This window comes from Anaerobium acetethylicum, assembly GCF_900096945.1.
Taxonomy (GTDB): Bacteria; Bacillota; Clostridia; order Lachnospirales; family Lachnospiraceae; genus Anaerobium; species Anaerobium acetethylicum.
In genome coordinates this window covers 654,610-677,714 of the sequence record NZ_FMKA01000001.1, presented here as the reverse complement: position 1 = coordinate 677,714, position 23,105 = coordinate 654,610, and the positions used below count along the sequence as shown (strand labels likewise).

19 protein-coding genes, 1 tRNA gene and 1 rRNA gene are annotated in these 23,105 nt (G+C 41.3%); 19 read left to right on the top strand and 2 right to left on the bottom strand.

Features of this window, described 5'->3' with window-relative positions:
* The 7 genes from BJR36_RS03015 to BJR36_RS02985 form a co-directional block, all read left to right on the top strand.
* Nucleotides 1-199 (top strand): 23S ribosomal RNA (locus BJR36_RS03015); the annotation flags it as partial.
* 370 nt (nt 200-569) lie between these two features.
* Nucleotides 570-1,037: a chemotaxis protein CheW gene (locus BJR36_RS03010; RefSeq protein WP_091229825.1), complete on the top strand. Its 468-nt coding sequence runs from the start codon at nt 570-572 to the stop codon at nt 1,035-1,037.
* Nucleotides 1,038-1,217: 180 nt separating this feature from the next.
* Nucleotides 1,218-2,030, top strand: a complete 813-nt coding sequence (locus BJR36_RS03005; RefSeq protein ID WP_091229821.1) for an SIR2 family NAD-dependent protein deacylase — start codon at nt 1,218-1,220, stop codon at nt 2,028-2,030.
* Nucleotides 2,031-2,104: 74 nt separating this feature from the next.
* Complete coding sequence (locus BJR36_RS03000; RefSeq protein WP_091229818.1) at nt 2,105-3,076, top strand: hypothetical protein; 972 nt, start codon at nt 2,105-2,107, stop codon at nt 3,074-3,076.
* A gap of 34 nt (nt 3,077-3,110) precedes the next feature.
* Nucleotides 3,111-3,716: an imidazole glycerol phosphate synthase subunit HisH gene (gene hisH / locus BJR36_RS02995; RefSeq protein WP_091229816.1), complete on the top strand. Its 606-nt coding sequence runs from the start codon at nt 3,111-3,113 to the stop codon at nt 3,714-3,716.
* Between the two features lie 37 nt (nt 3,717-3,753).
* Nucleotides 3,754-4,515: an imidazole glycerol phosphate synthase subunit HisF gene (gene hisF, locus BJR36_RS02990; protein WP_091229813.1), complete on the top strand. Its 762-nt coding sequence runs from the start codon at nt 3,754-3,756 to the stop codon at nt 4,513-4,515.
* Between the two features lie 104 nt (nt 4,516-4,619).
* Complete coding sequence (locus BJR36_RS02985) at nt 4,620-5,297, top strand: uracil-DNA glycosylase (protein ID WP_091229812.1); 678 nt, start codon at nt 4,620-4,622, stop codon at nt 5,295-5,297.
* Between the two features lie 250 nt (nt 5,298-5,547).
* Here the strand turns inward: BJR36_RS02985 and BJR36_RS02980 are convergent, their stop codons facing one another.
* A complete protein-coding gene (locus tag BJR36_RS02980) occupies nt 5,548-9,786 on the bottom strand; it encodes a 2-hydroxyacyl-CoA dehydratase (protein ID WP_091229809.1) in 4,239 nt (1,412 codons plus the stop codon).
* A gap of 409 nt (nt 9,787-10,195) precedes the next feature.
* Here BJR36_RS02980 and BJR36_RS02975 point away from each other — a divergent pair, with 409 nt between their 5' ends.
* The 3 genes from BJR36_RS02975 to pyk all read left to right on the top strand — a co-directional run bounded on the left by BJR36_RS02975 (nt 10,196) and on the right by pyk (nt 13,573).
* Nucleotides 10,196-11,137 (top strand): magnesium transporter CorA family protein, encoded by a 942-nt coding sequence (locus tag BJR36_RS02975; protein ID WP_091229806.1) that lies wholly within the window; start codon nt 10,196-10,198, stop codon nt 11,135-11,137.
* 42 nt (nt 11,138-11,179) lie between these two features.
* Nucleotides 11,180-12,028, top strand: a complete 849-nt coding sequence (locus BJR36_RS02970; protein ID WP_091229804.1) for a rhomboid family protein — start codon at nt 11,180-11,182, stop codon at nt 12,026-12,028.
* A 99-nt stretch (nt 12,029-12,127) separates the two neighbouring features.
* Nucleotides 12,128-13,573 carry a pyruvate kinase gene (gene pyk / locus BJR36_RS02965; RefSeq protein WP_091229802.1) on the top strand — a complete coding sequence of 482 codons (1,446 nt, stop codon included), beginning with the start codon at nt 12,128-12,130 and terminating at the stop codon, nt 13,571-13,573.
* 75 nt (nt 13,574-13,648) lie between these two features.
* Here pyk and BJR36_RS02960 read toward each other — a convergent pair whose 3' ends face one another.
* Nucleotides 13,649-14,212, bottom strand: a complete 564-nt coding sequence (locus BJR36_RS02960) for an acetate uptake transporter (protein ID WP_091229800.1) — start codon at nt 14,210-14,212, stop codon at nt 13,649-13,651.
* Between the two features lie 279 nt (nt 14,213-14,491).
* Here BJR36_RS02960 and BJR36_RS02955 point away from each other — a divergent pair, with 279 nt between their 5' ends.
* From BJR36_RS02955 to BJR36_RS02915, 9 genes are all read left to right on the top strand, one after another.
* Nucleotides 14,492-15,199 (top strand): TrmB family transcriptional regulator, encoded by a 708-nt coding sequence (locus tag BJR36_RS02955; protein ID WP_091229798.1) that lies wholly within the window; start codon nt 14,492-14,494, stop codon nt 15,197-15,199.
* 2 nt (nt 15,200-15,201) lie between these two features.
* Complete coding sequence (locus tag BJR36_RS02950; RefSeq protein ID WP_091229795.1) at nt 15,202-16,470, top strand: diaminopimelate decarboxylase; 1,269 nt, start codon at nt 15,202-15,204, stop codon at nt 16,468-16,470.
* A gap of 124 nt (nt 16,471-16,594) precedes the next feature.
* Nucleotides 16,595-16,677, top strand: a tRNA-Leu gene (locus BJR36_RS02945).
* Between the two features lie 400 nt (nt 16,678-17,077).
* Nucleotides 17,078-17,932 (top strand): AraC family transcriptional regulator, encoded by an 855-nt coding sequence (locus tag BJR36_RS02940; protein ID WP_091229793.1) that lies wholly within the window; start codon nt 17,078-17,080, stop codon nt 17,930-17,932.
* Between the two features lie 196 nt (nt 17,933-18,128).
* Nucleotides 18,129-19,487: a carbohydrate ABC transporter substrate-binding protein gene (locus BJR36_RS02935; protein WP_091229790.1), complete on the top strand. Its 1,359-nt coding sequence runs from the start codon at nt 18,129-18,131 to the stop codon at nt 19,485-19,487.
* A 102-nt stretch (nt 19,488-19,589) separates the two neighbouring features.
* Complete coding sequence (locus BJR36_RS02930) at nt 19,590-20,483, top strand: carbohydrate ABC transporter permease (RefSeq protein ID WP_091229953.1); 894 nt, start codon at nt 19,590-19,592, stop codon at nt 20,481-20,483.
* A 12-nt stretch (nt 20,484-20,495) separates the two neighbouring features.
* Nucleotides 20,496-21,380 (top strand): carbohydrate ABC transporter permease, encoded by an 885-nt coding sequence (locus tag BJR36_RS02925; protein ID WP_091229788.1) that lies wholly within the window; start codon nt 20,496-20,498, stop codon nt 21,378-21,380.
* Nucleotides 21,381-21,421: 41 nt separating this feature from the next.
* On the top strand, nt 21,422-21,643 hold the full coding sequence (locus BJR36_RS02920; protein ID WP_091229786.1) for a DUF6903 family protein: 222 nt from the start codon (nt 21,422-21,424) through the stop codon (nt 21,641-21,643).
* A gap of 353 nt (nt 21,644-21,996) precedes the next feature.
* Nucleotides 21,997-23,103: a peptidyl-prolyl cis-trans isomerase gene (locus tag BJR36_RS02915; protein ID WP_169823572.1), complete on the top strand. Its 1,107-nt coding sequence runs from the start codon at nt 21,997-21,999 to the stop codon at nt 23,101-23,103.
* Nucleotides 23,104-23,105 lie beyond the last annotated feature (2 nt).

Below are 23,105 nucleotides of genomic sequence, written 5' to 3'. Positions count from 1 at the left end.
TACCAATGGCATGGCAGAGTAGCCAAGTTCGGCAGGGATAAACGCTGAAGGCATCTAAGCGTGAAGCCCCCCTCAAGATGAGATATCTCATAGCATAAGCTAGTAAGACCCCTTGAAGACGACGAGGTGGATAGGACAGAGGTGGAAGCATGGCAACATGTGGAGCTGACTGTTACTAATAGGTCGAGGGCTTGACCATAAGCACTTAGGTGTGCAGTGGTTCATAGGATAGAACAAAAAATGGATGATTGAATAGTTTGAGTGTGTAGTTTTGAAGATACATATGATATATCAGTAGAATTATAAAGACGGCCTTTAGAGGCTGTTTTTTTATTTATATGAAATTCGAAGAATTTCATATAAATAAAAGGTTATAATAAGATTACTTCCGTTTATAATAATTCGTCAAGTGGTTAGAATTTGGAAATTTGAGCCGATATATATGATGACAGGATGGTTGCGTAAAGTTTGATTGCCAAAACAATTAAATAACCGGTTAGTATGTTTTGTTTTAAGATAATAAATTAATGCAGTAAAGTTTGCATAAGCTGCCAGGGAGGGTAATAAATATGGATACTAATATATTGCTGGAAAATGGAACAAATGAAGTCGAGATATTAGAGTTTACTTTGGAAGATGGCCATTATGGAATTAATGTGGCAAAAACAATGGAGATTCTACCCTTTTGCAATGTTACGCCGATTCCGAATTCGCACCCATGCATAGAAGGAATCTTTGTACTTAGGGATACGATCATATCGGTTATAAATCTAAGAAAGTCACTTTCTTTGAGTTGCGGAAATGAGTCAGGCATGTTTGTAATTACAAATTTGAACAAACTAAATATAGCATTTCATGTTGATGCAGTTTTGGGAATTAACAGAGTTTCCTGGGCCGACATAATAAAACCTGATCAGATAACCGACGATATTCAGGAATGTTCAATAACTGGTATAGTCCAAATTGAAGAGCGGAAAATAACGATTTTAGATTTTGAAAAAATCGTATCAGATATAAATCCTGAAACAGGGAATTAGATCCAGGGAATCAGATCCAGGTAATCGATTCGATATTGCCTGTTCGGGAACAGGTATAAGATTTTCAGCTTTCTTTTTACCTTCAGGAGATATTGTGTTATTATATATTAGCGATGTTAATGAGACAGTAGAATAACAGGCATACGCTGTATAAATATTCAAAAGGAAAGGAAAGCAAAAATGGAAAAGGGAATTACTGAAATACTTGAAGCCATAGACAAATCCAGGTACGTGCTAATAGGAATTGGTGAGGAATTCAGTGCTGAAAATGCTGATATTGAAGAATATGATTTATATAAAAAATTTATTGAAAAGAAAGAAAATGAAAAAGCTGGTGCGGAAACTGATTGGATAGCTGCATTTCTTAGAAATTATTATTTAAAAGAAAAATATAGATCTGGTGCGAGAGACATCAGACAGCTGGATGCATACCAGGTTCTTTTTGAAAAAGTAAAAGCTAAAGATTATTTTGTTGTAACGACTAATTCGGACGGGCTGATACTACATGGGGGATTTGATCCGGGCAGAGTTGTATCGCCATGTGGTAACCGGGAACTGCTCCAGTGCAGGGACAAATGCTGCAATAAGGTATGGGATGCAGATTCGGAGGAAGATAGAATTATAGATGCTGTAAGGGCAGAGGGCACTTTAATCAGCAGCTTAAAGAAGCCTGGATGTCCTTATTGTGGCGGAGAAGCTGTAATGCATACAGTGAAAAATGAGAATTATTTTGAGGACGCATATCTTCCACAATGGGAGAAATATACAAAATGGCTTCAAAATACGATCAACAGAGAGCTTTGTATTCTGGAACTTGGGGTAGGATTCGCATTTCCCACAGTAATCAGATGGCCATTTGAAAAAATAGCATTTATAAATCAGAAAGCTCACTTTTTTAGGGTTAATAGCAGACTGCCTCAGCTGACGGAAGAATTGGCTGAAAAAGGAGTAAGCATTGCGGCTGATCCGGTAGAATTTATACGTAATTTGTGAATTGTATAACCTGCAATTTTATGATAAACTAAGACGGAATATTTCATGAATCCATACATACGGAGGTGTTATAAGTGAAGCATGAAGAGTATACAGATAAGGATGATATGAGTCTTTTGGAGGAACTTGATGCAATTATTTCTACGGCAGGAGGATTTGGAAAGGATGGACAGGATGATTCTGTTTGGAGTTCGCAAGAATCCGAGATGGATCTACTGGAAATGCTTGGAACAATGCCGGATGACGAGGATCTCTCCTTTATAGGAGACCTGATCGGAAATGAAGAGAATATTGAACAGATTCCAAAAGAGGTTAAAGATGATAGCAAAAAAGGTAAAATCAAGGAAGAAAGCCTTTTTGCAAAACTCTTTAAGAAAAAACAGAAACGGGTCGTGCGTGCAGATATGGTTAGCGAAGATCCGGATGAAAATGAAGCAATCCTTAAAGAATTTGAAAGAACTGAAAAAGAACGAAAGAAAAAGACGAAAAAAGTAAAATCGCTGGAAGATAAGAAATCAAAAAGGAAAAAAAGGGAAAGGCTGCCTAAGCCGGTGGTCTGTGAGGAACCCTTAAAACCGCTTCCGGTCATGCATATCGTACTCCCTCTGTTGATGTGCTTCTCACTGCTGGTTCTTATTATTCTGGGGACATCTGTTGTTTCCTATTCAAACCGCATAGATACGGCAGAAAGTTATTTTTTACGACAGAAGTACAATGAAGCCTATGAACATTTGGCTGGGATGGAGATTAAGGAAGAGGACAGGGTGCTTTACGACCGGATCAGGATAATCATGAAGCTGGACAAGCAGTTTGATTCGTATGTGAATTACAAGAGGCTGGGGTATAATACAGAAGCTCTGGATTCCCTGATCAAGGGAGTTGGAAAATATGACGATTATGCAGTTCTTGCAGCGGAAGCGGGAGTGGCATCGGAATTCGAAGATATAAGGATTCAGATAGAAAAAGCTCTTGTGGAGGATTTTGGAATAGGATTTGACCAGGCAAAGGCCATGAACAGCAGGATAAAAGTCACGTCGACGGAATAATGATGGGAAAACAATTTATTAAGGAAGTGAACAGATGATAGCTATAATCGATTATGATGCAGGGAATTTGAAGAGCGTCGAAAAAGCTCTCGTTTTTCTTGGCGAAGAAGTGATAGTTACAAGAGACAGAAATACGATTTTGGCCGCAGATAAGGTGATACTGCCGGGTGTAGGGTCTTTTGGCGATGCGATGGGTAAACTCAAGGAATACAATCTTGTAGAAGTAATTAAAGAAGTGGCCAGAATTGGAAAGCCATTTTTAGGCATCTGCCTTGGTCTCCAGCTTCTTTTTGAGAGAAGCGATGAAAGCCCTGGCATTGAGGGACTCGGAATCCTGAAAGGAGAAATACTCAGAATACCGGAAAAAGAAGGGCTGAAAATCCCGCATATGGGATGGAATTCGCTTGAGTTTTCGGGTGATGGAAGGCTTTTCAAAGGAATACCAAAAAGTTCTTATGTGTATTTTGTGCATTCCTATTACCTAAAAGCGGCAGAGCTGGAAATAGTAAAGGCAACGACGGAATACAGCACCCTCATACATGCATCGGTTGAAAAAGGGAATGTTTTTGCATGCCAGTTCCATCCGGAGAAGAGCGGTGAAATAGGGCTGACTATACTTAAAAATTTTGCAAATCTGTAAGAGGAGGAAAGGCAGTCCTGGATTGCCATGAAGATATATGCATACGAAGAGAATAATTCCCTGCCTTGATGTACATAACGGCAGAGTTGTCAAAGGCGTTAACTTTGTAAATCTGAGAGATGCCGGTGATCCGGTGGAAATCGCGGCAGCTTATGACAAGGCTGGAGCCGATGAAATCGTATTCTTGGATATAACAGCATCTTCCGATGCAAGGGAAACGGTTATAGAAATGGTAAGGAAGGTCGCTGAAAAGGTGTTTATACCGTTTACGGTAGGCGGCGGAATCCGTACAGTCGATGATTTTAAAGCATTGCTCAGAGAAGGCGCTGATAAGATTTCAATCAATTCATCAGCAATCAACAATCCTGCTCTTATCAGCGAGGCAGCCGAGAAATTTGGAAGTCAGTGCGTTGTAGTCGCTATAGATGCAAGGCGAAGAGCAGATGGTTCGGGCTGGAATATCTATAAAAATGGCGGAAGGATCGACACAGGGATTGATGCCATTGAATGGGCTCGAAAAGTCGACAGTCTGGGCGCAGGAGAGATACTTCTTACAAGCATGGACTGCGACGGTACAAAGGCAGGCTACGACCTGGAACTGACCCGCCTGATTTCCGAAAATGTTTCGGTCCCTGTAATTGCTTCAGGCGGAGCAGGAAATATGGAACACTTCTATGAAGCGCTAACAGAGGGTAAGGCTGATGCAGCACTTGCTGCGTCCTTGTTCCATTACAAAGAACTTGAGATCAAAGATGTAAAGACATACCTTGATGGCAAGGGAGTCCCTGTCAGGCTGTAGGAAGCTATACATGGACTACAATGCGTTTCATGTGGATTCGATGAATAATAATAACAGGGCCGCCTTTTAAGGGCGGCTTTTGAGTTTGGTGAGGAGAAATACGGATGGAAATGATTCAGAATGACTGGCTTGATGCAATTGGAGACGAGCTTAAGAAACCATACTATTTGGAATTAGATGATTTTGTGAAGAGAGAATATGAATCGGAACTCATTTTCCCTCCGGCAGACGATGTTTTCAATGCTTTTCACCTTACGCCCCTGAGCAGGGTGAAGGTTCTGATCCTGGGGCAGGATCCGTATCATAATGATAATCAGGCTCACGGATTAAGCTTCTCAGTGCCTGAAGACCAGAAGACGATTCCGCCATCCCTGAAAAATGTATATAAGGAACTTCAAGATGATCTTGGATGCTATATACCGAATAATGGCTATCTGAAAAAATGGGCTGACCAGGGAGTTCTTCTTCTGAATACTGTGCTTACTGTAAGGGCACACCAGGCAAATTCCCACCAGGGGAAAGGATGGGAGCAGTTTACGGATGCCGTAATAAGGGCAGTTGATGCAGTGGACAGACCAATTGTAATCATCCTTTGGGGGAAGCCGGCGCAGAAGAAAAAAACGATGCTGACAAATCCAAAACATCTTGTACTGGAGTCAGCACACCCCAGTCCGCTTTCGGCATACAGGGGATTTTTCGGAAGCAGGGTATTTAGCAGAACGAATACATTTCTTGAAGAAAATGGAGTTGAGCCGGTTGACTGGCAGATAGAGGATATCTGACTTTGAGATTACGGGCGGCTGTTTAGAACGGTATAAAATCTGTAGTCGTATGGAAAGGGTTTTGAAAACTCAAAGTGTCTAGTCTATAGGGTACATTTCGGGTGTACCTGATTTGAGTGGCTGAAAGAAAAAAGAAAGAAAGAAAGAAAGAAAGAAAGAAAGAAAGAAAAGCGTGAAAATCCATGGATTTTCACGCTTTTCTTTATGAAATTCAGGAACAGCATGTAAATTCATACTGTGATACTATTCCTTAAGCCAGATTTTTATGAGCCGTCGAAAGCATAAGCTTGATACGGTTAAGCTGGTTAACCTCGCTAGCACCGGGATCGTAGTCGATCGCAACGATATTAGCAAGAGGATATTGATGATGCAGTTCCTTTATGACGCCTTTTCCTACGACATGATTTGGAAGGCAGCCGAATGGCTGGGCGCATACTATGTTGCCGGTTCCGTTGTGGATAAGCTCAAGCATTTCGCCTGTAAGGAACCATCCTTCGCCTGTCTGATTACCGAGAGATACAATCGGTGAAGCCATGTCGGCTATTTTGTCTATATGAGTCGGAGGCGTGAAATGGATGCTTCTTTCGAATTCCTTTTTGGCAGTGTTCCTGAACATCTCCATGAAATTGATTCCAAGCCTTGTTTTCATTGCGGCAGATTTGCTCATACCGAGATACCTGTGCTTGAACTCGCTGTTTTTGAAACTGTACATCAGGAAGTCCATAAGGTCAGGCACTACGGCTTCAGCGCCTTCAGACTCAAGAAGGTCTACGAGGTAGTTGTTTGCCGCAGGAAGGAATTTTACAAGTATTTCGCCGACGATTCCGACTTTTGGTTTCTTGATGTCCAGAATCGGAAGCGTATCGAAATCCCTTATGATGTCGCGGCAGATCTTCTGGTATTCAAAATAAGAAGGCATCTTTTTCGATACGAATTTGATGCAGATCTTCTTCCACTTTTCATGAAGGGCATTTGCTGAACCAGGAACTGCCTCGTATGGACGCACTCGATAAAGGACCCTCATGAATATATCACCGAATTCCAATGCATACATTGCTTTTAACAGCATCGGCATCGTAAACTTAAATCCGGGATTCGACTCCAGACCGCTTAGATTAAGTGATATTACTGGAATCTGAGGACAGCCGACTTTTTCAAGAGCTCTTCTGATAAAACCGATGTAGTTGGATGCCCTGCAGCCGCCGCCCGTTTGTGAAATGATTACCGCTGTCTTGTCAAGATCATATTTTCCTGAAAGAACGGCATCCATGATCTGTCCTACGACCATCAGGGAAGGATAGCACGCATCATTGTTTACATACTGAAGTCCTATGTCTACGGCTGCTTTGTTGTCATTTCCGAGAATCTCGACATTATACCCGCTGGACTGTAGTGCAGGCTGGATCAGGTCAAAATGGATTGGTGACATCTGAGGACATAAAATGGTGTATTCCTTTCGCATCTGCTCGGTAAATACAACTCGTTCATATGCTGCAGAAACGACTTTACGCTGGATCTTTTTCTGCTCACGAACGCGGATTGCCGAAAGCAGGGAACGGATTCTGATTCTGGCAGCGCCTAAGTTGTTTACTTCATCGATTTTAAGGACAGTATATATTTTTCCTGAATTTGTCAGTATATCGCTTACACTGTCAGTTGTTACTGCATCGAGTCCGCAGCCGAATGAGTTCAGCTGCACCAGATCAAGGTTGTCTGCAGTCTTGACATGGTTTGCAGCCGCATACAGCCTGGAATGGTACATCCACTGGTCCATTACAATCAGAGGACGCTCGACCTCAGAAAGGTGTGAAATGGAATCTTCCGTAAGTACGGCAATTCCATAGGAGTTTATGAGTTCGGGAATTCCGTGGTTGATTTCCGGATCGATATGGTACGGTCTGCCGGCAAGGACAATGCCCCTTCTTCCTGTTTCCTTAAGGTAGGCCAGGGTTTCTTCGCCTTTTGCCATCACATCCTTACGAGCCTGCTCCATTTCATTCCATGCCAGGTCAGCGGCAGCCATGATTTCCGATTCGGATATTGAGAATTCTGCTCCAAGTTCTTCAAAAAGACGTTTTGCAAGGTGATCTTTGTCTGCAAAACTCATAAACGGATTCTTGAAATTGATTTTCTCGGTCTTGATTTCATCTATGTTGTTTTTGATGTTTTCAGCATAGGAAGTGACGATAGGGCAGTTGTAGTGGTTGTTTGCATCAGGTATTTCATTTCTTTCATAAGGAATGCAAGGGTAGAATATAAAATTGATCCCTTGTTTGATCAGCCATGAAACATGCCCGTGAGCCAGCTTGGCCGGATAGCATTCCGATTCACTTGGAATTGAGTCAATGCCGAGCTCGTAGATCTTCCTGTTAGATTCCGGAGAGAGAACAACCTTGAATTTCAGAGCATTGAAGAAGGTGAACCAGTAAGGGTAATTCTCAAACATATTGAGGACTCTTGGAATGCCGACGGTTCCCCTTATGGCTTCATCTGCTTCTATGGGAGCATATGAAAAAAGCCTTTTGTTCTTGTATTCAAAGAGGTTTGGAATGTTTTCACTGTTCTTCTCCTTGCCGATACCCCGTTCACAGCGGTTGCCGGTCACGAACTGGCGTCCGCCTGTAAATCTGTTGATCGTAAGCATACAGCTGTTTGTACAGCCCTTGCATCTTGCCATATTTGTACCGAATTGGAGTGAGGTGATTTTCTCCATTGAAAGCATGGTGGTTTCCTTGTCCTCGGAATACCGTTCTCTTGCGATGAGGGCGGCACCGAAGGCTCCCATTATGCCGGCAATGTCAGGACGTACGGCCTCGCAGCCTGAAATTTTTTCAAAGCTTCTGAGTACGGCGTCATTGTAGAAGGTACCGCCCTGAACAACGATCCTTTTTCCAAGTTCCTTAGTGTTTGTAAGCTTTATTACCTTGAACAGCGCATTCTTGATGACTGAATAGGCCAGACCGGCAGAAATATCGGAAACGCTTGCGCCTTCCTTCTGGGCCTGCTTAACTTTAGAGTTCATGAAAACGGTGCATCTGGTACCGAGATCGATTGGATGCTCTGCGAAGAGAGCCGTCTTTGCGAAATCTTCGACAGAATAGTTAAGGGATTTTGCAAAGGTTTCAATGAACGATCCACAGCCTGCTGAACAGGCTTCGTTGAGCTGAACACTGTCGACGGTACTGTTCTTAATCTTGATGCATTTCATATCCTGACCGCCGATATCGAGAATGCAGTCTACTTCCGGATCGAAGAAAGCAGCAGCATAGTAGTGGGCTACAGTTTCGACCTCTCCTTCATCAAGCATCAGGGCGGCCTTTATCAGGGCTTCACCGTATCCGGTAGAACAGGAATAGGCGACAGATGCGCTCGAAGGAATCGTTTTATAGATTTCCTTTATGGATTTAATTGTTGTTGCCAGAGGGCTTCCGTTGTTGCTGCTGTAGAAGGAGTAGAGCAGGGAGCCGTCTTCGCCTACCAGCGCGACTTTTGTCGTTGTGGAACCGGCATCGATGCCAAGAAAGCAGTTGCCTTCATAGGAAGCTAAATCAGCAGTTACTACAGAATTGCCATTATGGCGCTCCTCAAATTCAGCATATTCCGCCTTGTTTTTAAAAAGCGGTTCCATCCTGGCAACTTCAAAATCCATCTTTATGCTTGCAGAGAGTCTGTCAATGATCGAAGACAGTTCTGCTTTGACAGAAAGGTCCGCATTCAGTGCAGATCCCATGGCTGCGAAAAGATGGGAATGTTCCGGGGCAATAATATGTTCATCGTCAAGCTTCAGCGTGCGGATAAAGGTTTCCTTCAGGCTGGAAAGGAAATGGAGCGGTCCGCCCAGGAATGCGATATGCCCTCTGATGGGCTTTCCGCATGCAAGTCCGCTGATTGTCTGGTTTACGACAGCCTGGAATATGGAAGCGGCAAGATCCTCTTTTGTAGCCCCCTCGTTGATAAGGGGCTGGATATCCGACTTCGCGAATACACCGCAGCGGGCAGCGATTGGATATATTTCCTTGTAGTTTTTTGCGTATTCATTCAGGCCTGACGCATCGGTCTGTAGAAGCGATGCCATCTGGTCGATGAAGGAACCTGTACCGCCGGCACAGATTCCGTTCATTCTCTGATCAATGCTGGTACCTGAAAAATAGATGATTTTCGCATCTTCGCCGCCAAGTTCAATCGCAACATCGGTTTTGGGCGCTTCATGCTGAAGTGCGGTCGATACGGCAATCACCTCCTGAACAAAAGGGATGCCAAGGTGCTTGGCAAGAGTAAGCCCGCCTGAGCCTGTGATGACCGGTGAGAGTTCAAGGTTGCCGAGCTCTTCTCTGGCTCTGGATAATAATTTCGCGAGCACATCCTGGATATTCGCATAATGTCTCTCGTAATCAGAAAACAATATATCATGGCTGTCATTTAAGACAGCGATCTTAACAGTGGTTGAACCGATATCGATTCCTAACGTATATAATTTCGATTGCTTCATAGTTATCGCAGTAATACTGCTCCTCCTCACGTATGGATATTTCAATGTTTCTACTTATTAAATGTGCCACGTAAAAATTGGCACCACGTAACATTATACGACAGGGAAAAGCAAAATACAAATTAAAATTAAATTAACAGAAACTTGGAATTGCGGAGAAGGATAGATTGACAAATAGAAAGCGAGAAACTATAATAGGGTTTGATGAAAATTAGTCAGGTTGATGAAAGCTTTCGCTCATGGTGAAAGCTTTTAATATGGACAAAGAAAGGATGTGTAACGCCATGGAAAGCGGGCCGAGTCCGGAAACGTATATTTTATATAGAAAAAACAAAATAAAATAACATTCATAGGACAAGGTTAGCTTCGATTGTCTTATGGAATGACAATCGAAAGGGGTTACAGATTTATGATAAAAATCTTTAGAACCATTGATAATGGAATGCACCAGGTCAGCGAAATACAGGAAGGATGCTGGGTGGCATTGACAAACCCTACATCTGCCGAAATTCTGGAGATATCGAATGAGTATAAGGTTGACATCAACCACCTCAGGGCGCCTCTTGATGAGGAAGAACGGTCGAGAATTGAGGTCGAAGAAGATTATACGCTGGTTTTGGTGGATATACCTGTTATCGAAGAAAGAAACAACAAGGACTGGTATGTTACAATTCCGCTTGGCATCATCATTACGGATGAACTGATTTTTACAGTGTGCCTGGAAGACACGCCGGTACTCAGTGCATTCATGGACGGCAGGGTAAGGAATTTCTACACATATAAGAAGACAAGGTTTATCCTTCAGATTCTGTATAAGAATGCTACTATGTTTCTGAATTACCTGAGGGTAATAGATAAAAAGAGCGAAGTAATCGAGCGTAAGCTTCATGCATCGACGAAGAACCAGGAACTGATCGAACTGCTGGAACTTGAAAAGAGCCTTGTGTATTTTACGACATCCCTTCGTTCCAATGAAGTGGTTCTTGAAAAACTTCTGAAAATAGAGAGAATCAAACAGTATCCTGAAGATACGGAACTTCTTGAGGATGTAATCATTGAAAATAAGCAGGCCATCGAGATGGCTAACATATACAGCGGCATATTAAGCGGAACCATGGATGCTTTCGCATCGGTAATTTCAAACAACCTGAATATTGTTATGAAGTTTTTGGCTACGGTTACGATCGTAATGTCAATTCCAACTATGATAGCAAGCTTTTATGGAATGAATGTCAATGCGGCGGGAGTTCCGGGGGCGTCAAATCCCTACGGTTTTTTATATGTCATAATATTCTCACTTATAGTAAGCCTTGCAGTAGCATTCTTTATGGCAAAAAAGAAATTGTTTTAAACAGACACGGTTTGGACTTCCTTAATTAAGAAAGGCGCAGCAATGAATTTTATTAATAAACTGGAAAGAAAATTTGGAAAATATGCTGTTCACAATCTGATGTACTACATCATTATTCTTTACGGCATAGGCGTGGCAGTGAATCTGCTGGCACCGGAGGTGTACGTAAAATATCTGTCCCTGAACGCGGAAGCGATTCTGCATGGCCAGGTATGGAGGATAGTGACATTCCTGGTACAGCCGCCTGAAGGCAGCTATATATTTGTGATATTCGCACTTTATCTCTACTATATGATTGGAACCCAGCTGGAACGCCAGTGGGGAGCATTCAGGTTCAACCTCTATTTCTTCACGGGGGTGCTGATGCATGTGGTTACTTCAATTATCCTGTTTTTGGCAACAGGCTACAATTTCAGCTTTGACACTGCTTATCTGAACCTGTCGCTTTTCTTTGCCTTTGCGGCGGTATATCCGGACATACAGTTTCTGCTGTTTTTCGTAATACCGGTAAAAGTAAAGTATCTGGCATGGCTTAATGGGGCATTTTTCGTTTTTGAAATATTGACAGGCATCTATGCGTCTGTACAGAATCAGAATCCTTTATATCTAATCACGCCGGTAAGTGCTATTTTATCGATACTCAACTTTTTGATATTCTTTTATGCGACAAGGAAGCAGGCTAAGGTTTTTTCGGCAGCCAACAGGCGCAGACAGCATGCATACAGGCAGCAGACTGTCAAACATGCAGGTGTAACAAAACATAAATGTGCAATATGCGGAAGAACTGAAAATGACGGGGATCATCTGGAGTTCCGCTTCTGTTCGAAATGTGACGGCAATTATGAGTATTGCCAGGATCATTTGTTTACCCATACCCACATAAAAAAGTAACCGGAACTGTATAAATCATAAAATTAGAAACAGGCCTCTTTTGTATCTGGTTTCATACAATGCATAAGGGGCTTCATTTATAAAATTGGAGGAATGTATATGAAGAAAACAAAGATTATCTGCACCATGGGTCCGAACACAAACAACAGGGAAACTATGTTACAGCTGGCACAGAATGGAATGGATATGGCAAGGTTTAATTTTTCTCATGGCGATCATGAAGAACAGCTTGGCAGAATCAGCATTCTCAAGAGTGTTAGGGAAGAGTTGGGAATTCCAGTGGCAATGCTCTTAGATACAAAAGGTCCGGAAATCAGGACGGGTGTTCTTAAGGATGACAAGAAAGTGACCCTGAAAGAGGGAGAAACTTATATACTTACGATTGAGGATATTGTCGGAGATGAAAAGACAGGTCATATCAACTATTCGGGAATTGTGAATGATGTTGTTCCGGGAAACAGAATTCTGATTGATGACGGCCTGATCGAACTTGAAGTAACGGAAGTCAGCGATAAGAATGTTGTATGTACGATTATCAATGGCGGAGAGCTTGGCGGTAAAAAGGGTGTAAACGTTCCTAATGTAAGCATAAATCTTCCTGCCCTTACCCAGAAGGATAAGGACGACATCATTTTTGGTATTGAACAGGGAATGGATTTCATTGCAGCTTCTTTCGTGCGTTCAGCGGATGCAATCAAAGAAATCAGAAAAATCCTGAAAGAGCACAATTCAACTATGGCGATCATAGCCAAAATCGAAAATGCAGAAGGAATCGAAAATATTGATGAGATCATCAGATGCAGCGATGGAATCATGGTAGCAAGAGGCGATCTTGGTGTTGAAATTCCTGTAGAACAGCTTCCTAAAGTGCAGAAAATGATAATCAAGAAATGTAATGAAAATTACACGCCTGTTATCACAGCAACGCAGATGCTGGATTCCATGATCCGTAACCCCCGCCCTACAAGAGCGGAAGTTACCGATGTTGCGAATGCTATTTACGATGGAACCGATGCAATCATGCTTTCAGGAGAAACAGCAATGGGAAAATATCCTGTTGAGGCACTCAGGATGATGGTGCATATTGCGGAGACGACAGAACCTTCTCTTGATTATGATGCACTTATGAATGAAAAGAAGAATTATAATGATATGGAGATTTCAGGTGCAGTAGGATACTCTTCAGTGGCGACAGCAATGCAGCTGAATGCTAAATATATTGTTGCTGCAAGTATTTCAGGCCTTACACCGAGACTTATTTCGAAAATAAAGCCAAAAACTGATATCATTGGCGTATCGCCTAACGATTCAGTGGTAAGAAGAATGCAGCTCTACTGGGGTGTTACACCTTTGAAATCTGTCGGAGTCGACAGCAAGGGCGGAACTGCAGAAAACATAGTTGACGAGTCAGTTGATATCATTAAAAAGCAGAAATTTGTGGAAGCGGGAGATATTATTGTCCTGACTTCAGGTGTGCCAGCTGATGATATTACAGACTGCAGAGCGGGAATTACTAACAACATGAAAGTTATCGTGATAGAATAATCAGAAAAAGAATAAACAAAAAACCTCCGGCTGAGTAATCAGTACGGAGGTTTTTTTGAAACCAGAATTAATAAATTAAAGAGGCATAACTGTTCTGCCAAATTCCTGGTTGATGATCTGTCCCATTGCATTGTAGATTGCTGAGAGTCCACAGAAAATTCCAACATATCCTGCAACAGTATGGATAGCTTCTGATCCTGTGAAATTAGCTGCTGAAAGCAGAAGGAAGAGAATAGTAAGTGAGCCGAATACCACCTGTGAAGCGCGGTTGTGCTTCAATGTTCCAACGAACATGAAAGCGGTAAACAGGCACCAGAGGCCTAAGTAGAAGCCCATGCTCTTGCTGTCTGCAGCGTCGATGCTCCCGAAAGGCTTGATCCAGATCAGGATAAGCGACCACCAGAAGAATCCATAAGCCGTAAAGGCTGTAGCTCCGAAGGTGTTGTTTTTCTTGAATTCCATAATACCGGCGATAATCTGTGCTGCTCCACCCAGGGCAAAGCCCATTGCAACGATAACGATGGAAAGCGGAATGATTCCGGCGTTATGCAGATTGAGTAAACAGGTTGTCATTCCGAATCCAAGCAGTCCTAATGGAGCCGGATTGGCAATCGTTGATTTGTTTGATTCTGTTGACATAATGTCCTCCAAATAATAAATTGTGTGATATACACCTGAGATAGAGTACCATTTTTTCAGCATAAATTCAATATAAAAGTGTTCAAAATTTTATATTCATTGCGGAGATTTTCTTTTGGATATTGACAAACGGAATATCTTGAATTATAGTGTTACTAAATAGAAACACTATTTATTTACCAAAGCAGAAATGCTGAAGATTCTATCGAGACATTCTGGAATGATATGAGAAAGCCGTTTTTAACAGCTGCATAATATCGACAGAGGAAAGGAGCATGGATGGAAGACAACCATATAGTCGACAGGCTTGCGCAGTTCGGACTGACACGGCAGGAAGCTACCATATATGCTGCTATGTCTGAGCAGGGAGAGATGACGGGATATGAAGCTGCAAAAATCACAGGGATCTCGCGCTCCAATGCATATAATGCCCTTGCGGGTCTTGTGGAAAAAGGGGCTGCCTATATAATCGAAGGTTCTGCGACTAAATATACAGCGGTGGCAGTCACTGAATTCTGTGAAAACAAAATACGCAGGCTTGGAGAAATGAAAGAGTACCTTGCTGCCAATATGACAGAGAATAAAAGAGAGCCGGAATGCTATGCCACTATAGAAGGCGACAGGCACATCCTGGACAAGATCAGGAATATGCTGGACAGGACCGAGCAGAGGATTTATCTATCGATGCCAGTCAGTCTGATTGAACTTGTTGCGCCGGAACTGAAAAGGCTCCTTGGAAGAAATATCAAGGTCGTCATTTTGACCGATACAGAATACTCACTGGAAGGTGCTAAAGTCTACCTGGGAGATAAAAAAGAAAGCCAGGTACGCCTCATTACAGATTCAAGCTATGCGCTTACAGGCGAGCTTGGAAAAGGACACCAGTCAACCTGCCTTTATGCATCAAAACAGAATTTTGTGGATGTACTGAAAGAGGCTCTGAGAAATGAGATAAAACTAATTGAACTTACGAAAGGAGATTTTTAAATATGAAAAAAGAAACATTTGTTACACTTGAGCAGTTGAAAGAAATTACGAAAGAATATCCTACCCCATTCCATCTTTACGATGAAAAAGGAATCAGGGAAAATGTAAAGAGGTTGAAAGAGGCTTTTTCCTGGAACAAGGGATTCAAGGAATATTTTGCAGTAAAGGCGACCCCAAATCCTTATCTGATCAATATTCTCAAGGAATATGGCTGCGGCTGCGACTGCTCATCAATGACAGAACTTATGATGGCACAGGCTCTTGGCTTTAAAGGAGAGGACATCATGTTCTCCTCAAATGCGACTCCGGCAGAAGAGTTCGTTTATGCGAGAGAAATGGATGCAGTAATCAATCTGGACGATTTTACCCATATAGACTTCCTTGAAAAGACAGCAGGAATTCCTGAAACCATCAGCTGCCGCTTCAACCCTGGCGGGCTGTTCAAAATCAGCACTGATATCATGGACAATCCTGGAGATGCAAAATACGGATTCACGAAAGAGCAGCTTTTCGAGGGATTTAAGATCCTGAAATCAAAAGGTGTTAAGAATTTCGGAATACATGCTTTCCTTGCAAGCAACACGGTAACAAACGAATATTATCCGACACTTGCAAAAATCCTTTTTGAAACTGCCGTGGAAATCGAAAAAGAAACAGGCGCAGATATCAAGTTCATCAACCTTTCAGGAGGAATCGGAATCCCTTACAGGCCTGAACAGGAACCGAATGATATCTATGCGATCGGAGAAGGCGTAAGAAAGGCATTTGAAGAAATACTTGTTCCGGCAGGAATGGGTGATATTGCAATTTATACGGAGCTCGGAAGATTCATGATGGGACCTTACGGATGCCTTGTAACAACCGCTGTACATGAAAAACATATATACAAAGAATACATCGGCTGCGATGCGTCTGCGGTAAATCTTATGAGACCGGCAATGTACGGCGCATACCACCATATTACAGTCATGGGAAAAGAAAATGAACCCTGCGACCATAAATATGACATTACAGGATCTCTTTGTGAAAACAATGATAAATTTGCAATTGACCGTATGCTTCCTAAAATAGACATGGGAGACCTTCTTGTAATCCACGATACGGGTGCACATGGATTTGCTATGGGATACAACTACAACGGAAAACTGAAGTCTGCCGAAATTCTCCTTAAGGAAGATGGAACTACACAGCTGATCAGAAGGGCTGAAACTCCAAAGGATTATTTTGCAACATTTGATTTTTCTGATATCCTTTCTAAAATCGAATACTAAAGAATATTGAAAATGCTCATCAATCCGCAGGATTGATGAGCATTTTTTTAGGACATGATAGAAAATGAAAAAAACTATTGCAATGTTGGGATTATTATGATAAAATGTAATTCGTTCCAGTTAAGCGGATGTGGCGGAATGGCAGACGCAGCAGACTCAAAATCTGCCGCTCGCGAGGGCGTAAGGGTTCGAGTCCCTTTATCCGCATTATAGCAGGGGTTCAGCGGTTTTAGAAACCCGGAAAACGAATGAGACCCGGGAGATTATGTTTGAGTAGAAAACATAATCTCCCGGGTCTTTTTTTGATATCATGTTTTGTATCACTGTGCTGCAGATGGCGGATGTGCATGACGCGCAAGTAGAATTTGACAAGTATGAATTGCTTATTATTCACAGGCAGTATATAATTTTGTAAAAGAAGATTTTTTTTTGAATATCAATAAAACCAAAACACATAAAAAAAATATCCTCCATTAATCTTTTGCTGTATTTATCCGAAATATAAAGAAAGCAGGATCAGCAAGGCTTTTTTTGTGAAAACAGCAGGGTTTAGAGAGGACAGAATTGCTATGATGAAATAAAAGACAGTCTATATGAGGTGAAGAGAATGGGAAATAACAGACATATAATTGACAGCCAGAAAACGAGCCGAAAACTCAATACAAAACTATTGTATTTGACAACTTCAAAATATGAAGAGGACTGGCCCAGTACCAGACACTCCCATTACTGTGCAGAATTATTCTATGTATTTAAGGGGAATGGAAGTTTTATCGTAGAGAATCAGGAGTTTTCGGTTAAAGAAGGAGACCTTGTGATTATCAATCCGAATGTGGAGCATACAGAAAAATCCATTGTATCTCAGCCGATGGAATACGTTGTGGTGGGGATTGACGGATTAATGTTCAACTTCAACCAGGCAGAAAATTATATACATTATAATATGTGCAACTTTGGACATGACAGAGAACGGCTCCAGTTTCACCTGATGACCATGGTAAAGGAAATGGAAGGGAAGAAGACAGAGTATGAGGCTGTATGCCAGAATCTGTTGGAAGTGCTTCTGATCCAGATTACAAGGCATAATAAGTTCAGCATTGAAGATAGCAACGGCATAATTTCAAAGAATATCAGCAAGGAATGCAGCAAGGTAAAAAGGTACTTCGACAGCAACTATTCAGAAAACATTTCACTCGAAAACCTGAGCAGCATCACAAATATGAACAAGTACTATCTGATCCATGCATTTACCAAGTATACAGGGATGTCTCCGATCAACTACCTGAACAACAGGAGAATTGAAGAGAGCAAAGCATTGCTTGAAACAACGGATCATTCTATAGCGGAGATTTCAAGTATGATTGGATTTTCCTCTCAATCATATTTTTCTCAGGCGTTTCGAAAGAAGATTGGAATTTCTCCCAATGAATACAAAAAGAAAAAAAGGCAGGAAAACAAATAAAAGAAGATTGCCGGAATTTGCTCAATAATATGAATGGTAAAATGTGATAAAAAACGATGCTATATTAATTGCTTATTATACATAATAGCAACAAATATAAAAAAATACGCAATAATCAGATTGATGATATGGCACCAGAATTCTATAATTAGAATATGTTAAAAAAAGAAAACACACATTTTTGGAGGAGGTTATTATGAAAAAGGCTTTATCAGTAATTTTAGCAGTTAGCATGGTTTCTTCAATGTTAGTTGGCTGTGGAAATACGGCAGAAACGAATACTGAAAAAACAGCAAAAGAAGAGACAGCAAAAGGTGACACAGCAGAAGAACAGGTATTGAAGGTGGCAGCATTTGAAGGCGGATATGGTGCAGACATGTGGGCGGAAGTCTGCAAAGCATTTGAAGCATCACATGAAGGTGTGAAAATCGAACTTCAGATCGACAAAAAAATTGAAGATGTAATTTCACCAAGCATGAAAGCTGGAGAGTACCCAGATGTTATTCATCTTGCAACAGGACGTGAAGCGGCTTTAACTGAAACTTTAACAAAAGAAAATGGGTTAGAACCTTTAACAGATGTACTTGATATGACTGTACCGGGTGAAGATGTAAAGGTTAAAGATAAAATTGTTCCAGGATTTGTTGATACGTTAGCAACTAACCCATACGGCGATGGCGTAACTTACTACGCACCAATGTTCTACAGCCCATGTGGTTTATTTTATAACGCTGGTCTTCTGAAAGAAAAAGGCTGGGAAGTACCTACTACCTGGGACGGTATGTGGGAATTAGGAGAAAAAGCTAAAGCAGAAGGAATCGCATTATTTACATATCCTACAACTGGATACTTTGATGCATTTATGTTCGCTTTGATCTCTTCAGCAGGCGGATCAGAAACATTTGACAAAGCAATGAGCTATGATGATGGAATCTGGGAAAGCGCTGACCTGACAAAAGTATTTGACATCTGTGGAAAACTTGCTGCATTTACTGAATCTACAACAGTTGCAAATGCAAATGACCAGAACTTTACAAAAAATCAGCAGTTAATCTTAGACAACAAAGCAATCTTCTGTCCAAATGGTACCTGGTTACCAGGCGAAATGAAAGATGCTCCAAGAGCTGATGGCTTTGAATGGGGATTCACAGCACTTCCAGCAGTCAACAATGGTGGAGCAGGCAGCTCATTCTGCTGGTTTGAACAGATGTGGATTCCAGCAGCTGCTGAAAACAAAGATATGGCTAAAGAATTCATCGCTTATATGTATTCAGATGAAGCGGCAGCGATCTTTGCTAAATCAAACGCTGTTCAGCCAATCGCTGGTGTAAGCGAAAATCTTGAAGGCGACAACAAAATGTTCTACAGCGTATATGACAATGGTGCAACTGCTGTTATGGGTGGATTCCAGGCAACTGCTCCTGTAGAAGGCGTAAGCATGAAAGATACTTTATTCGGAACTGTAGACTCTGTAGTAAGCGGTGACAAAACTGTTGCTGACTGGCAGAAAGCAGTAGAAGAAGTAAGTGATAAATTAAGAGACGCAGTACAGTAATAATTAAATGCTAATTAAGATGGGGGCTTCATCGAAGCGGAAATGCTTCCGAAAGCCTCCATTTTTTTTGTCAATTTTGAATTCAAGTGGGGGATTGCATCAATGAACCATAAATTAAAGAAACATTTATACATAACGGCATGCGTTGCTCCTGCCATTATATTATTTACATTATTCATGATTATACCTACGATTAACGTGTTCAGAATCTCGCTGTATAAGTGGGGCGGATTTTCTAACACGAAAACATTTGTCGGTTTTGACAACTACAGAACTCTGTTTAAGGATATCAACTTTTATGGATCCTTCCAGAACTCCATTCTGATGATTGTTCTGATCACAATACCGACAATTGCATTGGCACTGCTATTTGCAGGAATTCTATCCAGATACAAGTTCAGAGGACAGAATTTTTTCAGAATCGTTTTTTACATACCAAATATTTTATCGATCGTTGTAATCGCAGCCATATTCTCAGCTATTTATGATCCCTCGATGGGAATCCTGAACAGCCTTATAGGGGTATTTAAAGGCGGGAAGGCAGCGCAGATTCTCTGGTTAGGCGACCAGAAAATCGTAATCTTCAGTATCGTAATAGCCCTTGTATGGCAGGCGATCGGCTATTACATGGTCATGTATATGGCAAGTATGGCAGGAGTACCGGAAAGTCTGTATGAATCAGCAGGACTTGACGGCGCTAATGAAATCACGATGTTTTTTCAGATTACATTACCGCTGATCTGGACTAATATCAGGACGACACTGACTTTCTTTATTATCAGCACCATAAACTTAAGTTTCCTTCTTGTAAAGATCCTGACGAACGGCGGACCGGACGGAGCTACAGAAGTATTCTTAAGCTATATGTATAAACAGGCTTATACCAACTCCTCCTATGGATATGGTATGGCGATCGGCGTTGTAGTTTTCGTATTCTCCTTTGCTTTGGCTGCAATTGTTAATCTTGTAACTAAACGTGAACCATTAGAATTTTAGGAGGAGACGAGAATGAATAAGAACGAACACAGCAATATAAAGGAAAAATTGTTTAAACTATTTGTTTATGCGGCACTTGTTTTGCTTGCCATAAGCATTGTAGTACCCGTAGCATGGGTTTTTATGGCTTCTATAAAAGAAAACTCTGAATTCTATGGAAATCCATGGTCTCTTCCAAAAGGGATTTACATGCAGAACTTTATAGATGCTTTTGAAACGGCAAAAATGGGAAGCTACATGGGAAACTCTGTTATTGTCACAGCCTTTGCAATTCTGCTTCTTCTCGTTGTGGCACTTCCGGCGTCTTATGTACTTGCCAGATATAAATTTTTCGGAAGCAAATTTTTCAACAATATGTTCATGGGCGGATTATTTATCAACGTAAACTATATTGTAGTTCCGATCTTCCTTATGCTTCTGGACGGAGACAAGTTCCTGAATCAAAATTTTGGATTTGCATTTTTACTGAATAATAAATTTATACTTGCACTGGTATATGCGTCAACAGCACTTCCATTTACAATTTATCTGCTTTCCAGTTTCTTTATTACAATCCCTAAGGATTATGAAGAAGCTGCATATGTAGACGGAAGCGGTTATTTCAGGACTATGATCAGCATTATGATGCCAATGGCTAGACCAAGCATCATTACGGTCATCCTGTTCAACTTCCTGGCATTCTGGAATGAATACATCATTTCACTTACCCTGTTGACTAAAGAAGCGAAAACATTGTCAGTAGGACTTATGCAGCTGATGCAGGCACAGCAGGCAGCAGCCAACTATGGACAGCTCTATGCAGGCCTTGTATTAGTAATGCTGCCGACACTGATATTATATATCTTGGTACAGAAACGTTTAACAGAAGGCATGAGCCTTGGAGGACTGAAAGGATAATTCTTTTGGAATGCACAACGGAATTGGAGGAGGATACATATATGGAAGAAAAAGCAGCTAAATTGAAAACAGGCTTGAATGCCCTGTTGCTTATGTTCTTTGTTTATCTGATCATAGTGGGACAGAAAAATATCGGGCCTGTAAAATGGCTTTACGGTATTTTCAAGACGCCGGATATCAGCCAGGTTGGTCTTGCCGTTATGGTAGCAGCACTGGCTGGGATTCTTGCACAGTTATATTTCTATAATCGAAAATATCAATAGAAAAAGTGCAATAGTTGTAATTTGTGTGCATTATCTGTGACTATGAAGAATCTGGTCCTGAATAGTTAGATAGTGCAAAAAAAATGCATGATTGTTTATGTGTATTTATGTGGTTATTTGGTACAATTATTGTGCATGTACGAATGGACTTATGTCTCTGAATAAGCAATACCTGATCTGAAATGTTATTTTGAAATATGCGAATTGAACCTGAGTGAACATTAGCAAGATTACAGAATAGTAATAGTAGCAGGGTATTGCTTTTTTTTTGCACATAGATCCAATGAGGTCCTGCGTACCTGATAATTACAGATGAAAGGAATGGATGCAGTTTAATGGCTGGAAGAAAGCAAATGCAAAAAAGTATAAGACATCATAACAGTAAAAAGAAGAGGCAATCAAAAAGGACAGCATACATTGCCGTCTTTTCGCTGGTGGCCGTTTTTGCAGCTGTTATCGCCCTGATTGTTTCTTTAGACGGCAGCAGGCTTAACCTTAAGATCAATGATACATTGGTCGAAAAAGATGAATATCTTCGGATCATGGATGAGAATATCTATGAAGTCACTCAGTATTTTACGGAAAAGTATCATGCGGGAGTTGACAAGGCATTCTGGGGAAAAGAGTTTGGGGGCGAAGTCCCTTCCAGAATGCTGGCGGACAAGACAATTGAAGATTTGAAGTATTTTCGGGGAGTCTATGAAAATGCCAGGGAAAAGGGCTATGTGGATTCCATGCAGTACAGAGATCTTGTGAAAAGATTTGAAAATGAGAATGCGGCAAGAAAAGAAAAAATAAGCAAGGGTGAGGCTGTATACGGTCTTTCCGAGTTTACACTTCCGCTTTTCATTGAATATGAAATGGATGTAATCCAGAAGAATTACTGCGACAATCTGGAAAATCCAGGAATGCAGATTACAGAGGAAGAGCGCCAGACATATTATGAAGAGAACAAAAACAGCATCTTTATAAAGGACGATGATATTGAACTTGAGTTTGTCAGAATCCCGTATGAACAGGATGGACTTTCTGACCAGGAAACAGAAGAACTCAAACAGGCTATGACAGCCATGTATAAGGAAGCAACGTCTGAAACCGGATTAGAATCCCTTTTAGGTTCCTATGAGAATTTAAGAAGTTATTTTGCCAGCCAGAAGATTTTGTCTGGCGAGCGTTCTGGTTATGACAACCTGATCGGAGATGTACTGGAATTGGCGGGGGAACTGAAAAAAGGAGAGTATTCTCAGGTTATTGATGAATATGGAACACTGTATCTGATTTTCTGCAAGGATCGAGTAGATTATGACTATCAGTCAATTTCAGAAGTGACTGATGTTATAAATAAAAATCTGAGGGAAGAGCATTATGACGGAATTATCCGGGAAAAAGCCGAGACCTCAGTAGTAGAAGGTAAAATTGAAGATGTATATCAGTTTACCTTGAAACAAGTAGTAAAATAGGA

Coding starts and splice junctions, on each gene's coding strand:
- BJR36_RS03010 (WP_091229825.1), top strand. CDS start 570: ATGGATACTAATATATTGCTGGAAAATGGAACAAATGAAGTCGAGATA.
- BJR36_RS03005 (WP_091229821.1), top strand. CDS start 1,218: ATGGAAAAGGGAATTACTGAAATACTTGAAGCCATAGACAAATCCAGG.
- hisH (WP_091229816.1), top strand. CDS start 3,111: ATGATAGCTATAATCGATTATGATGCAGGGAATTTGAAGAGCGTCGAA.
- hisF (WP_091229813.1), top strand. CDS start 3,754: ATGCATACGAAGAGAATAATTCCCTGCCTTGATGTACATAACGGCAGA.
- BJR36_RS02985 (WP_091229812.1), top strand. CDS start 4,620: ATGGAAATGATTCAGAATGACTGGCTTGATGCAATTGGAGACGAGCTT.
- BJR36_RS02980 (WP_091229809.1), bottom strand. CDS start 9,786: ATGAAGCAATCGAAATTATATACGTTAGGAATCGATATCGGTTCAACC.
- BJR36_RS02975 (WP_091229806.1), top strand. CDS start 10,196: ATGATAAAAATCTTTAGAACCATTGATAATGGAATGCACCAGGTCAGC.
- BJR36_RS02970 (WP_091229804.1), top strand. CDS start 11,180: ATGAATTTTATTAATAAACTGGAAAGAAAATTTGGAAAATATGCTGTT.
- pyk (WP_091229802.1), top strand. CDS start 12,128: ATGAAGAAAACAAAGATTATCTGCACCATGGGTCCGAACACAAACAAC.
- BJR36_RS02960 (WP_091229800.1), bottom strand. CDS start 14,212: ATGTCAACAGAATCAAACAAATCAACGATTGCCAATCCGGCTCCATTA.
- BJR36_RS02955 (WP_091229798.1), top strand. CDS start 14,492: ATGGAAGACAACCATATAGTCGACAGGCTTGCGCAGTTCGGACTGACA.
- BJR36_RS02950 (WP_091229795.1), top strand. CDS start 15,202: ATGAAAAAAGAAACATTTGTTACACTTGAGCAGTTGAAAGAAATTACG.
- BJR36_RS02940 (WP_091229793.1), top strand. CDS start 17,078: ATGGGAAATAACAGACATATAATTGACAGCCAGAAAACGAGCCGAAAA.
- BJR36_RS02935 (WP_091229790.1), top strand. CDS start 18,129: ATGAAAAAGGCTTTATCAGTAATTTTAGCAGTTAGCATGGTTTCTTCA.
- BJR36_RS02930 (WP_091229953.1), top strand. CDS start 19,590: ATGAACCATAAATTAAAGAAACATTTATACATAACGGCATGCGTTGCT.
- BJR36_RS02925 (WP_091229788.1), top strand. CDS start 20,496: ATGAATAAGAACGAACACAGCAATATAAAGGAAAAATTGTTTAAACTA.
- BJR36_RS02920 (WP_091229786.1), top strand. CDS start 21,422: ATGGAAGAAAAAGCAGCTAAATTGAAAACAGGCTTGAATGCCCTGTTG.
- BJR36_RS02915 (WP_169823572.1), top strand. CDS start 21,997: ATGCAAAAAAGTATAAGACATCATAACAGTAAAAAGAAGAGGCAATCA.